Source organism: Candidatus Bathyarchaeota archaeon, from assembly GCA_026014585.1.
In the GTDB taxonomy this organism is placed as follows: Archaea; Thermoproteota; Bathyarchaeia; order Bathyarchaeales; family Bathycorpusculaceae; genus Bathycorpusculum.
This window is the reverse complement of record JAOZIA010000002.1, coordinates 405,101-418,401: the sequence shown is the minus strand read 5'-3', so window position 1 is coordinate 418,401 and position 13,301 is coordinate 405,101. Positions and strand designations below refer to the sequence as shown.

Genomic DNA, 13,301 nt, shown 5'->3' with positions numbered 1-13,301 from the left:
ATTCACCTAAAATGGTTAATTCTCAATTTTTAAACAATATTTTTTAATCAAGGAGCCTGCAGCGATGAGCATTGCCTTACTCTACGAGCGCTCCGAAAACGACGAAAACGGCATAAAACAAACTGCACGTCAAATGGGCATAGACCTCACTTTTCTGCCCTTCCGCAAAATCGCGCTCTCAATCGGAAAAGATGGATTTTGTGCAAAAACCAAAGGCAAAGACTACACAGAAACAATCAACAACCCCGCCGTCGTGCTAAACCGTGCGCAGAGCAAAAACCGCCGTTTACAAGCCAGCTACTTCATGGAGCAACTGGGCAAAAAAACCCTAAACACCAGCCAATCAGAATTTGTCTGCTACAGCAAACTACGCACCCTGCTCAACCTCTGGAAGGCAGGTGTCCCAATTCCCCAAACCGTTTTTGTTCCCTGCGACGCATACGACACCTTAAAGAACGGCAAAGAAATCCATAACGAAAAAGACCTAGCCGAGCTTTTTGAGCAGCAAATTCCCCTTAGCGAAGGCATCGTGCTAAAAGCGGACGCTGGAACACACGGCAAAATGATAACGCTTGCTCAAACCAATGAGCAACTAATCGCCAACATTGGCGAAACCAAACCAACAATCATAAACCCACTCGGAGTTGTTGCGCAGGAAGTCATTCAGAAATGGTTCTACGACCTACGCATTATTGTTTATCAAGAAAAAGGCAAGCAGCCTGTTTGCTATCCTTTGGCGATGGCTCGTGCGGGCTTTAAGGATTTTCGCACAAATACCTTCTTAGGCAATTTGGTTTTTGGAGCTAAACTACCCAGTGGCATTCAAGATTTAGCTGTTAAAGCTGGAAAAACTCTTGGTGTGAGTAGTGAGGCATGGATTTTTGCGTTAGACGCTATGGTTAACGTGAAAGAAAACAAGCAAGTTGATGATGCTTGCCTTAAAGGTGAGTTAGAGAAGGCTGGGCAAGCTTTTGTTCCTGTCCAGAAAGTTAAGCAGGATGAGACGCGCTTAACCGATTTTGAGGCATGGAATACCCGTTTAGAGACTGCTTTCCAATCGTACTCGGGCAGTGAAAGCTACCAGAAAATCACAAAAGTGATTGAAAACAGCATAGAAAAAAATAAGAGCGCCTTGGTGTTTCATGAATCCAACTCATGTCCCGAGTTCTGGGAGAACACACGGTTGGCAACAGGGCTAAACGTGGCTGAGCCTCTGCTGAAAGCCGCACAAAGCTTAACTTAAAATAACCAAATCATAGGAGAAAAAAACAGTGAGAATTGGAATAATTGGTGGTTCAGGATACGTTGGCAGTGAACTGCTGCGCATATTGCTAATGCACCCTCAAGTAGAAGTGACTATGGTGACTTCACGTCAAAGCGCAGGCGAGTTCATCTTCAACATGCACCCTAACCTTCGCGGATTAACACAACTCAAATTTGTTCCTCAAGACATGGCGGAGTTGCAGAAAAACTGCGACTTAATCTTCACAGCCACCCCACATGGCGGCTCAGTAAACCTCGTCCCCAAACTCTTAGAAGCAGGACTAAAAGTCATCGACATGAGCGCCGACTTCCGCCTCAAAAACCCCGTTGACTACGAAACTTACTACGGCTGGAAACATGCTCACCCTGAAATGCTCAAAGACGCCGCCTACGGCTTACCCGAGCTACATCGGGAAGAAATCAAAAAAGCCAACCTTGTAGCCTGTGCGGGTTGCGAGGCAACAGCTGCAATCTTGGGATTAGCCCCAATAATTAAAGCTGGATTAGTTGACAAAGAAAAAATTGTGGTTGACCTCAAAGTGGGTTCCTCAGGTGGAGGCAGCAAACCCAACGTTGCCAGCCATCACCCCGAACGTGAAAACGGAGCACGCCCATACAAGGTCGTTGGGCACCGTCACATCGCCGAGGTCGAACAAGAACTTGCGCCTCTTGGTGGACCAGTAAAAATCTCATTCACACCCCACGCTGTAAACATGGTCCGCGGCATTTTAGCAACCATACACACGTTCCCAACGCAGCCCATTGCAAGCAAAGACCTTTGGAAAGCGCTACGCGGCATGTATGGCACTGAACCCTTCATACGCTTAGTCAAATACATCAAAGGACCATACCAGTTGCCTGACCCTAAAATCACTACGGGCACAAACTTTTGCGATGTCGGCTTTGAAATTGATGAGCACGCTAATCGTCTCATAATGTTCTCAGCCGTTGACAACATGGTTAAAGGCGCAGCGGGGCAGGGCGTACAGTGTCTTAACTTAATGATGGGAATTGATGAAACCACGGGCCTTAAAAGCACAGGATTCCACCCAATATAGGTGAACAAAATGTTGCTTGTTATCAAAATGGGCGGAAGCATCCTCAAAGAAGGCGCATCAAGCGACCTCGTAGCCGACCTTAAAGAAATCGCCAAAACCCACCACGTCGTTATAGTCCACGGCGGCGGCGCAGAGGTCACCGAAATCGCCAGCAAACTGGGTAAAGAACAAAAATTCATCATGAGCCCCGAAGGATTCCGCAGCCGATACACTGACAAAGAAACCATCGGAATCTACACCATGGTTATGGCGGGCAAAATGAACAAACAAATCGTTCTTGCTCTGCAAGCCCAAGGCATACCAGCGGTTGGTTTAAGCGGACTTGACGCAGCAATTTTGCAGGCTGAACGCAAAACCCGCCTCATCGTCGTTGACGAACGCGGACGCAAAAAAGTCATTGATGGTGGTTACACAGGTAAAATTACTCAAGTTAACACGGAACTGCTCAAGTTGCTCTTGGAGAAAGGCTACGTGCCCATTGTCACACCGATTGCGCTTAGTCAGGATTTTGAGTCACTTAATGTGGATGGCGACCGAACCGCAGCCATCGTTGCAGGAGCCCTAAAGGCTGACAAGCTCATTCTGCTAACCGATGTTGAAGGCTTAATCCTCAAAGGCGAGCGTGTACCAAAAATTGCTGCAACCGAAGTCAAGGAAGTTCTATCCAAAATCGGCGGCGGCATGAGCACTAAGGTTCACGCGGGATTAGAAGCGCTTAATCAGGGTGTCGGTGAGGTTTTGGTAACTTCGGGCACGGCTTCTGCTCCTATATCTTCGGTTCTTAATCATCAAGTTGGTACAGTGATAACCAGTGAATGACAAAGAAATAATGGATATTGAAACTCGTTACTTAGCTAACGTGTTTAGCAAAAAACCAGTGGTATTCACAAAAGGCAAAGGTGCATTACTGTGGGATATTAACGGGCGACAATACATTGATTGTGGAACCAGCTACGGCGTTGCGCTACTGGGTCATTGTCACCCAAAAGTCGTAGAAGCTGTCAAGGCACAGGTTGAACAACTCATCACCTGTCACAGCTGCTACTACAATGACAAACGCGCCGAATTCATTCAAAAACTGATATCTATAACCCCAAGCGGCTTAGACAAGGCATTTTTGTCAAACAGCGGTGCCGAATCTATTGAATGCGCTATAAAGGTTGCACGTAAATTTACAGGAAAAACCGAACTCATCGGCTTAATGGGTGCATTTCACGGCAAAACAATGGGTGCAGTATCTTTAACTTGGGACAAGAAATACCGTGAACCCTTCATGCCTCTTGTTCCTGACATGAAACATGTCCCAGCAGACAACATCGACAAACTCCGAGAAGCAATCACCGAAAAAACCGCAGCAGTCCTCATGGAGCCCATCCGCGGTGAAGGCGGAGTTCGTATTCCCTCTGACGGGTATCTGCAGGAAGTGCGGGAACTTTGCAACCAAAAAGGTGTCTTACTAATCTTTGATGAGGTTCAAACCAGTTTTGGACGCACAGGTAAACTGTTTGGTTGCCAAAACTGGAATGTTACACCTGACATTATGTGCCTTGCAAAACCTTTTGCTGGCGGCTTACCCATCGGCATAACCGTAGCCAAAGAAGAAATAATGGCGTCTCTGCGGATAGGTGAACATTCAACCACTTTCAGTGGCAGTCCACTTGTTTGCGCTGCAGGATGCGCCGCGATAGATGCTCTTGTGCAGGAGAAATTGGTTGACCGCGCAGCAGAGTTGGGCGCTTACTTTAAGGCTGGCTTAGAACAGTTGCAGGCTAAACACAAAATAATCAAGGAAGTCCGCGGTAAAGGCTTGATGCTTGGCATGGAACTGCGCTATGACGTGCTTGGCGTTATCTTAAAGGCGTTATCTAAGGGTGTGTTGGTGTTGGATGCTGGCAGAACTGTTGTTCGACTGCTTCCGCCGCTGGTTATTTCCAAAGAACAGATTGATTGTGTATTAACAGTTTTAGATGAGGTACTTGGAGAAGAAGAAAATGAGCGAGCAAACAGTAGCCGTACGGTTTCTAACTAACCTGCTGGGTATCTATAGCCCTTCAGGTAAAGAACAAGATATAGCTAACTTTCTAGTTAATCGAATGAAGCGTCTGGGTTTTGAAGTCGGCTTAGACACAATAGGTAACGTTATCGGTGTCGTCGGAGACGGCGAACCCGTAATTCTGCTATGTGGTCATATGGACACGGTTGCTGGACACATGCCCCTTCGCATCGAGGAAGGAAAACTCTATGCACGCGGTGCAGTCGATGCCAAAGGACCATTGGCTGCCATGATTATGGGTGCAATTGAGGCATCAAAAGAACCCAGCTTCAAAGGCAAAATTCTGGTCGCCAGCGTCGTGGAAGAGGAAGCAACAAGTAAAGGTGTTCGCCACCTAATCACACAGGGCATCAAGGCTGACTACGCCATTTTCGGTGAACCCAGCGGCGTAGAAAACATCACCATCGGCTACAAAGGACAAATCCAACTCAAAATCATAGTAAAAACCGAAACAGGACATGCTTCAACACCGTGGCTCTTTGATAACGCTTTGGATAAAGCCTATGAATTATGGGGTCAAATCAAATCTGCCTGCTCTTTCCCGTCCATTGACCCTCAGGAGACACCATTTACCTCAATCACCGTTTGTTTGGTTAAAATGGAGGGTGGTCAGGGTGACTCGGTGATTCCTTTTGAGGCAGAAATGATTCTTGACGTACGTGTACCTATACAGTTCACGACAACGCAAGTTTACGATAAAATGATAAAAATCATCGCCAACTACCAAACAGCAAACCCCACAGTCAGCATAAAACCCAGCGTTCAAGACACAGTAGAACCCTTTGAAGCTAACAAAGCCTCCCCGCTGGTACACATGTTGTCTGCGTCAGTGCGCAAGGTTCTATGTAAACCTGCTACGCTTCTGCGCAAAACAGGAACCGGTGACATGAACCTACTTGGAAAAGCCATGAACTTGCCAATCGTAACTTACGGACCAGGCGATGGGCATCTTGACCACACACCTGATGAGCACATAAAAATCCAAGACTACCTAGATGCCATCGCAATCTACAAAGAAATGTTGCTACGTCTCTCAGAGTTGCATAACAGCAAAAAAGCGCGTAAGAAATGATTTCCCAATTTTTTAGAAATGCCTTTTAAGGCTTAGCTGTTACTTTCGTATTCAAAATTATTTAACTAACGTGAAGGGGTGGCTATGGTTGAGTGATGATTACTTTGACATGGGCGATTCTGAGGAACATGTGCAGCCAAACGGGTTGCCTACTCTTCCAGCTTCAGGAATCGCCGAGTACATCCGCTTCAACTGTTGCCCCAGATTCTTCAAACTAAAACTTGACAGCAAAGACAAAAACAACCGCTGGAAAAACCAGTTCAAACCCATCAACCCCCTACTTTTCACTGCAGGAAAAGCCCTTGAAGAGAAAAAAGTAGCTGAAATCCAAACCAAAGCTGCCCATTATATTGATTTTAACAAATACGACCCGCACCTTCATGGGTGGGGGACAACTCAGGATTCTATGGATAATCTGCGTTATGTTATTGAGCAGCAGGTCTATGCTAGTGAAGGCGCCGATGACAAACCCGTTTTGCTCTATCAGGTTCCTATGATGGGGCAGATTGGTGTTTGGACGGTTAAAGGCATCTCTGACCTGATTGCAGTTTGGCCCATTAAAGACGGTAAGGTCAAGGTTAGAATTTTTGAGTTAAAGTCTTCTTGGAAAGAGCAGACTGCACATCGCATCCAAGTCGCAATTTACTACTTGCTTCTTTCAAAACAGTTAGCTGACCTAATTTCAAAAGTTGAGCTTGAAGGCGGCGTTATCAACAAAGAAACCGACTTAGAAAACCTCACGCCTGAGCATTTGCCCAAATTCAAGCTTGGTCCTCTGGTTCAAGATGTTGAGCGACTACTATCTGAGAATGGCGAGTTAAATCGTCTCCACAAAACCTCCATAGACGAGGTTGAGTATCAGCTTTGCTGGCGATGCGACAACTGCGGCTACAACGAATGCTGCATAATCGACGCGGTTGAACGCGAAAGCATATCCCTACTTAATCTGAGCCGTGGTGAACAAAACGCTCTAAAACACTACAGCATCACCGCCCTTGAAGATTTAGCCAAGCTCAAGCCTGTGCTACAACAAACCGACCTGCGACCCTACGAGTTCAAAGCTATCCCTGCAAAAGATAAACAAAAAGTGCAAGAACTCTCAACTGACCCCGTGGTCGGCACAAAACTTGACTGGCTAATCCAACGTGCCCAGTTCATGCTTGGAGGAATCCGTTCTGGTAGCCCAAACGCGAGCAAAACCCGCTACATGCCATGGTTAACAGGCACAGGCTATGGCAGCCTCCCCGAGGACAGCCCAATTCCCGGCTCAGACACCAATCTGCTCTCCAGTCCAGATGGCATGATTCGTGTGTACCTTTTCGTGGAATGGGATTACATGCTTGACGTTATCTCTCTTATCAGCGCCCGCGTAGACTGCACAAAACTCAAAGGCGAAGCCCCAAGCATCTCCAAAGTCATCAGCAGCCTGCCCGAATCACATCAAGACTGCCTCGATGAAGAAAAGAAACTGCTTGAAACCTTCTTTATCGAATTAACCGCTTCAATAAACAAGGTTGCCGCTGAAACTGGCAGCCCAGACGAAGCCCCCATTCACTTGTACTTTTTCAGCCGCCAAGAACGCGACCAACTAATGAAGGCCGTATGCCGCCAACAATCTGTCATGAGCGCACCCGCCGTGCGCGACCTACTGGGTCTGCGGCAAGCCATTGACCAACCAATGTTCTCCATACTTCAAGACGAAGTCGTGCACCGCAAAGCTCTGCGCTTCCATAGTTACGGTTTGCTGCCTGTGCTTGAGCAAGCTTGCTATTTTGGGCATGAGAACTGGATGGCTAAACGTCAAGACGGCACAACGGTGAATCTGCGCCAGATTTTTAATGACGGATTTTTCAACTATATGCTTCCTTTCCTAAGAAAACCCAATGGTGCCCTAAGTTTTCCCGGCAAAAAACTGGAGCACAAAGACGGCTTCTACCCTGCCCGTGCAATGTTCGGTGACCAGTTACCTATCGAGTACATTTGGGGTGCCAAAAACCGCCTAGACATGTACCAGGACAAGATTGAGCATAAGGTTTTGCTGGAAAAACACAAATGGTGTGATTATCCCATTCGTACTCGGCGCATAACTGATGAAGAACTCGGTTTGATGGGGGAGAAAATCTGTTTAGCACTTGAATGCATCGAACGTTCGCTCACCATCCGTAACCGAAGGCTGGGCAAAAAACCAATTCCTATCCCAAAAATTTCCGAGTTCACTTTGGGTGACTCTACTTTAGAGCGTAGTTGCCGAGAATTTTTAGATTTAGAATATTTCTCTAAGCGTCAAGAAATGTACCAATACTACGCGTTGCTGCCTTATCAGCGGGTGGCGTCGGGTCGTTCCCTAATTTTTGAGTGCACAGACGTGTTTGAGTCTGACCGCGAGTTCAAGGTTTACGGTAAACTGGTTTATGCTGGTTTGGGTTTGCCTAAGGCGGATTGTGTTGCTAATGCTTGTCGCATCACGGGTTCGGAGGGTTCAAGCAGTGGAGACTGGATGGTTGCTACCGAGTTGCAGCTTAATGGGCAGGGACAGTTTGAGGAAGTTACCAAGCGTGGGCCCTCAGAAGTTGAGAAGTCTGCGCGGGCTATTGTGCAAAAAGTTGACGTTAAAACCCTTGAAGTCGTGATTAACTTGGTTACTTGGCCAAGCGGTAGAGGCGGCAAATACAGTGCCTGGCACAACCTGCCCACAAGTGACCCTGAGAAAGCCAAAAAAGGTTACCTGCAACTCTTCGAAGCAGGCAGATACTATATTTTGGATGCCTTAGCTGATGACATCGTTTCTGACCGCGCCGCCAAAGGTCTTGACTATGCTGCTAACAACGTTCTCTATTTGCTTCTATCTCAGTATCTTGCCGGGAAAACTGGAACATCAGCCCACATTGCCCTACCCCGAGCAGGTGCAGAACCCTTCTTGAAATGGGTAAACAGTCGCCTTTTAAAACCCAAACCCGAACAAGCCCGATTCATAGACCGCATTTTTGGAGCTGAACAGGTTGTTATGCTTCAAGGTCCCCCAGGCACAGGCAAAACCGAAACACTGCAACTTGCGGTGCTCTCGCATGTGGCTGCACATCAGGCAAGGGGACGATGCAGGGTGTTGATGGTTGCGCCTACGCATAAGGCAATTGCAGAGTTTGTGGCTAAACTGGCACGATGCCTCAAAGATTATCGTGATGCTGGCGGAGCGGACCTCAAAGATCTCCACATTTACCGTGTGCTCAGTAGTAGCTCGTCTTTGGTGGAGCCTCTTGAAGGCGTAACTTACGTTAACTATAACGAGGACAAAAACGCCGTCAAGGAACTCACGGATTGTCTCATGAATCAATCCACTCTTAACGCTAGTCCCGCCGAGGCTTACCCAATGATACTGTGTCTCACGCCGCCGGGTTTGTATGGTCTTATGAAGAAAATCGGGGAGCAGGAACCACCATGGGGTGAAGCATTCTTTGACTTGCTAGTCGTGGATGAAGCAAGTATGATGCGACTACCCGAACTCATCCTTTCGGGTTCCTTCCTTACCAAAGGCAGCCAAATTCTCGTTGCAGGAGACCACCGCCAGCTCCCCCCAATTGTTTCGCATAACTGGGAAAAAGAAGACCGCCGCACACTCGAAGAAACCGCCTCCTTCCTCTCCGCCATGGACTTCCTGCGTTTACTACGAAACGAGGACCTTGGCTTGGAACGCATCAAATGCCAAAACCCCGCCGACATCACTGCCGTGCGCCTATGTGAGAGTCATCGATGCCACAGCATAGTTTCTGAGTTTTTGCGGGAATGGGTGTATGAGAAAGACGGCATTAATTTCCATTCAGACCAGCACCAAACCTTAACGGTTCAAGAGCCTAAAACCGAAGGATTAACCGTAGCGCTCTCACCTGAGAACGTGTTTGTCCTAATTGTGCATGATGAAGCCGAAAGCTTCCAATCAAACCTTGTCGAAGCCCAAATCGTTGAAGCCCTTGTCCGCAGCGTTCCCGAAGGCACCGTGGGCGTAGTTACCCCACATAACGCACAGAAAGGCTTGCTAAAAAACATGTTTGCAGATGCAGGTGTAAAAGCAAGGGTGGATACAGTGGAACGTTACCAAGGCGGAGAAGCCGACTTCATAATTATCAGCTCAACTGTGAGTGACCCTGACTATGTCAGAAGCGAAAGCGACTTCCTCCTAAACCTTAACCGTATCAACGTGGCGATTAGTCGCATGAAACAAAAACTCGTCGTGGTTGCCAGCCGTAGCATTTTTGAGTTTATGCCTCAGGAAGCCAAAGATTATGATAAGGCGATTTTGTGGCGGGGTATCGCGCAAACAGTGGGTTATACTGCTGACAAAAATCCTCAATGGACGGGGGCTCTAAGCGAGTTACTTGGTAAAGTAGCTTGTAATGCTAAGGTAGAGGTTTACGTTAAGGCGCAATAATTTCGTTTCCATATTGTACGCCTTCATATTTGCAGTCTATTAGGCGCCTATTAGTTAATCATTGCAGAAACGATAGAGGGGTCTACTTTCGCCTAAGAAGGGGCGTCGTATTGGCGGGTTTTTGTATAGCAACCTTAAAATTGATACGGTTCACTTAGCAGTGACTTAGAGTATGTGATGTTTGATGTTGCCTAAGCCAGTAACTGTTAGGGCACCTGCAACCACGGCGAATCTGGGTCCCGGGTTTGACATTTTCGGGTTAGCACTAGATTCCCCATGCGATATTGTAATGCTCACGCCAACCTCCGCATCAACCATAAAGATTTCAGTAACAGGGCTCCTGTCAAACACTATCTCGGTGTTGCCTGAAAAAAACACCGCGGGAATCGTAGCTAAAGCTATACTTACCCAATATAACATAGAGAATGGCTTAGACATTAAAGTCCACAAGGGCATCATGCCCGGTAAAGGATTAGGCAGCAGCGCTGCATCAGCAGCAGCCGTCGCATACGGACTCAACCAGCTCTACAAATTAGGATTAGATAATGATGAGTTAATCGCGTTTGCGGCAAAGGGTGAAGTGGCATCTGCAGGCAGCGCACATGCAGACAACGTTTCCCCCGCAATATGCGGAAACTTTACCATCATCAAAAACTTTACCCCAATAAAAGTCATCAACCTAACCGCGCCAGAAAATTTGCACCTCGCCGTTGCAACCCCCTACATCACCACACCCGCCAGCAAAACAAAAAAAGCCCGCATGGTCATACCAAAAATGGTTCCTCTCAAGAAACTGGTTCATAACACCAGCAAAGTAGCTTCCATCGCTGCTGGGTTTGCAGTGGGCGATGTAGATTTGATTGGGCAATCAATGGATGACGCCATTGTTGAGCCTGCACGGGCATCACTAATTCCGGGTTATCAAAAAATTAGGGAAAACGCCCTGGCAGCAGGGGCGTGTGGTGTAGCCATCAGCGGTGCTGGGCCTTCCATGCTGGCAATTGTTAACAGTAAAAAAGTGGATGCCCAAAAAGTTGCTCAAGCCCTCAAGGAAGGTTTTGGTTCGGCAGGTTGTGATTCAACGGCGTTTGCAACTAAGCCCGGAAAAGGAGTATGTGTAGTTTAAGAGGAATGTTTGATGAGCTTTCAGCAATGTATCAACTGTGGAACAAAATACGATATTGACCAGATTGTTTATTTCTGCCCCAAATGCGGCGACATCTTAGAAATAAAAATTGACCTAAACCAAGTAAAAGAAAACCTCAAAACCAGCAACTGGCAAAACACTCCTCTGTCAGTTTGGCGCTACCGCGACTTCTTGCCCATCCACGAAACCACACGATTAGTCACCCTAAGCGAAGGCGGAACAGGTCTACACCACAGCGTACGCTTAGGCAAAGAAATCGGCTTAAACAACCTCTACATCAAAAACGAAGGCGAAAACCCAACAGGCAGTTTCAAAGACCGAGGTATGACCGTTGGCGTAACCAAAGCCGCCGAACTTGGAGCACAACACGTCATCTGCGCATCCACAGGTAACACATCCGCAAGTCTCGCCGCCTATGCTGCTCGTGCAGGACTAAAATGTACAGTTCTTATCCCCTCAGGAAAAATCGCTTATGGCAAACTTTCTCAGGCGATGATTCACGGTGCAAAAGTGTTGCAGGTTAGAGGCAATTTTGACCAAGCCTTAGATTTCGTGTTAAAGTTGGCTGAGAAACACAAAAGTATCTATCTGCTTAACTCGATTAATCCGTTTCGTATTGAGGGACAAAAAAGCTTAGGCTTTGAAATCTGCGAACAACTACAAAATCAAGCCCCTGACCGAATAATTGTGCCCGTAGGCAACGCTGGAAACATCAGCGCAATCTGGAAAGGTATCAAAGAATTCCACGAATTAGGCTTCATAGATTCGCTTCCTAAAATGACGGGCATCCAAGCCTCAGGCTCCGCTCCAGTTGCCCAAGCCATAAAATCCAACAGCCAAACAATCACGCCAGTAACCAAACCTGAAACAATCGCAACCGCAATCCGCATCGGTGCACCCGTCAGCTGGAAAAAAGCAGTTAACGCAATCCGAGACTCAAACGGGACAGCTGAAACCGTGACTGATGAGGAGATTTTGGTTGCGCAAAAGCTCTTGGCGCGTGTTGAGGGCATTTTTGTTGAACCTGCCAGTGCTTCATCTATTGCTGGTTTAATGAAACTGGTGCGTAACGGCGTTATCGATAAGGATGAGCGGGTTGTCTGCGTGACAACTGGACACGGCTTAAAGGACCCTGATACTGCGATTAGTCAGTGTGAGAAGCCCGTTGAGGTTGACGCGGAGATTTCTGCTATTGAGGGCGCATTAGGCTTAAAAGTGCAGGATGCCATGACTGTTAGACAGTGAGTAGTATGAGGATAATCTTAGTTGGCTATGGTGTCGTGGGCAAAGGTGTCGCCACGATTCTTGCGCAAAGAACAATGGATAGAGCTAACGATTATGGGTTTAACCCAAAGATTGTTGCAATCGCCGACATAGACGGTGCAGTCATTAATTCCCGAGGGTTAAGCGCTGAAAAACTTGAACAAATCAAACAACGTGGTCGCCCAATTTCCGCAGACCCCGAGTTTGGTCATCCTGAACTTTCCGCGTTAGATGTGATTGAAACTGTTGAAGCCGAAGTTGTCGTGGAAGTAACTCCAGTTAACATTCAAACTGCTGAACCAGCCCTCAGCCACATCACCAAAGCCTTCAAAACAGGCAAACACGTGGTCACAACCAACAAGGGACCCTTAGCATTAGCAATGCCTGCCCTTACAGAACTGGCAGAATACAATAACGTGTTTTTGCGTTTCAGTGGGACAGTGGGCGGTGGAACCCCGATGCTAGAGTTCGCCAAGCGTTGCTTAGCAGGTGACCGAATTCTTGGAATCCGCGGCATACTTAATGGAACCACTAATTACATCCTAACCGAGATGGCGCAGAACCACGTGACCTTCCAGGATGCGTTGAGTTCTGCGCAGAAGCTTGGTTATGCTGAGCGGGAACCGTCGATGGATATTGATGGGTTTGATACTGCTTGTAAGGTTGTGATTTTGGCTAACTGGATTATGGGCAAAAAAGTTACCCTTAAAGATGTTGACCGAACAGGAATCCGTGATGTTACGCTGGACATGCTTGAGGATGCTTCTAAACGAGGTAACACGCTCAAGCTTATCGGCGCAATTGAAGGCGACAGCGTTTCTGTTAAACCCACAGAGATTCCTAAAACCAACCCGTTGTGCGTCAGCGGAGTTTTGAACGCGATAACTTTCCAGACTGAGTACGCGGCTGACCAAACCTTGATTGGTAGGGGTGCGTGTGGTATTGAGACTGCCAGTGCAGTTTTAAGAGACCTTTTAGATATTAGACATAAGTTAGCAACTAAAATGCTAAATTAACCGATT

The 13,301-nt window shown here is 47.3% G+C and carries 9 protein-coding genes; all 9 read left to right on the top strand.

Annotation, left to right across the window (positions count from 1 at the left end; all coding sequences use genetic code 11):
* The first annotated feature begins 64 nt into the window (after positions 1 to 64).
* The 9 genes from NWF01_02385 to NWF01_02345 all read left to right on the top strand — a co-directional run bounded on the left by NWF01_02385 (position 65) and on the right by NWF01_02345 (position 13,295).
* Positions 65 to 1,243 (top strand): hypothetical protein, encoded by a 1,179-nt coding sequence (locus NWF01_02385; protein ID MCW4023866.1) that lies wholly within the window; start codon positions 65 to 67, stop codon positions 1,241 to 1,243.
* A gap of 28 nt (positions 1,244 to 1,271) precedes the next feature.
* Positions 1,272 to 2,321: an N-acetyl-gamma-glutamyl-phosphate reductase gene (argC, locus tag NWF01_02380; GenBank protein ID MCW4023865.1), complete on the top strand. Its 1,050-nt coding sequence runs from the start codon at positions 1,272 to 1,274 to the stop codon at positions 2,319 to 2,321.
* Between the two features lie 12 nt (positions 2,322 to 2,333).
* Positions 2,334 to 3,140, top strand: coding sequence for a [LysW]-aminoadipate/[LysW]-glutamate kinase (locus tag NWF01_02375; protein ID MCW4023864.1), 807 nt, complete (start codon positions 2,334 to 2,336; stop codon positions 3,138 to 3,140).
* On the top strand, positions 3,133 to 4,350 hold the full coding sequence (locus tag NWF01_02370; GenBank protein ID MCW4023863.1) for an aspartate aminotransferase family protein: 1,218 nt from the start codon (positions 3,133 to 3,135) through the stop codon (positions 4,348 to 4,350). The genes NWF01_02375 and NWF01_02370 overlap by 8 nt, the downstream gene beginning before the upstream one ends.
* Positions 4,313 to 5,446 carry a M20/M25/M40 family metallo-hydrolase gene (locus NWF01_02365; protein MCW4023862.1) on the top strand — a complete coding sequence of 378 codons (1,134 nt, stop codon included), beginning with the start codon at positions 4,313 to 4,315 and terminating at the stop codon, positions 5,444 to 5,446. Before NWF01_02370 ends, NWF01_02365 begins: the two co-directional genes overlap by 38 nt.
* An 88-nt stretch (positions 5,447 to 5,534) precedes the next feature.
* Complete coding sequence (locus NWF01_02360; GenBank protein MCW4023861.1) at positions 5,535 to 9,869, top strand: AAA domain-containing protein; 4,335 nt, start codon at positions 5,535 to 5,537, stop codon at positions 9,867 to 9,869.
* Positions 9,870 to 10,056: 187 nt separating this feature from the next.
* Positions 10,057 to 10,995: a homoserine kinase gene (locus NWF01_02355; GenBank protein ID MCW4023860.1), complete on the top strand. Its 939-nt coding sequence runs from the start codon at positions 10,057 to 10,059 to the stop codon at positions 10,993 to 10,995.
* Positions 10,996 to 11,007: 12 nt separating this feature from the next.
* A complete protein-coding gene (gene thrC, locus NWF01_02350) occupies positions 11,008 to 12,261 on the top strand; it encodes a threonine synthase (protein MCW4023859.1) in 1,254 nt (417 codons plus the stop codon).
* Between the two features lie 5 nt (positions 12,262 to 12,266).
* Positions 12,267 to 13,295: a homoserine dehydrogenase gene (locus tag NWF01_02345; GenBank protein MCW4023858.1), complete on the top strand. Its 1,029-nt coding sequence runs from the start codon at positions 12,267 to 12,269 to the stop codon at positions 13,293 to 13,295.
* Positions 13,296 to 13,301: the final 6 nt, after the last annotated feature.

What these genes read in the sequence shown, in the direction of transcription:
- NWF01_02365 (MCW4023862.1), top strand. Translation starts at nt 4,313, where the DNA reads ATGAGCGAGCAAACAGTAGCCGTACGGTTTCTAACTAACCTGCTGGGT.
- NWF01_02385 (MCW4023866.1), top strand. Translation starts at nt 65, where the DNA reads ATGAGCATTGCCTTACTCTACGAGCGCTCCGAAAACGACGAAAACGGC.
- NWF01_02345 (MCW4023858.1), top strand. Translation starts at nt 12,267, where the DNA reads ATGAGGATAATCTTAGTTGGCTATGGTGTCGTGGGCAAAGGTGTCGCC.
- thrC (MCW4023859.1), top strand. Translation starts at nt 11,008, where the DNA reads ATGAGCTTTCAGCAATGTATCAACTGTGGAACAAAATACGATATTGAC.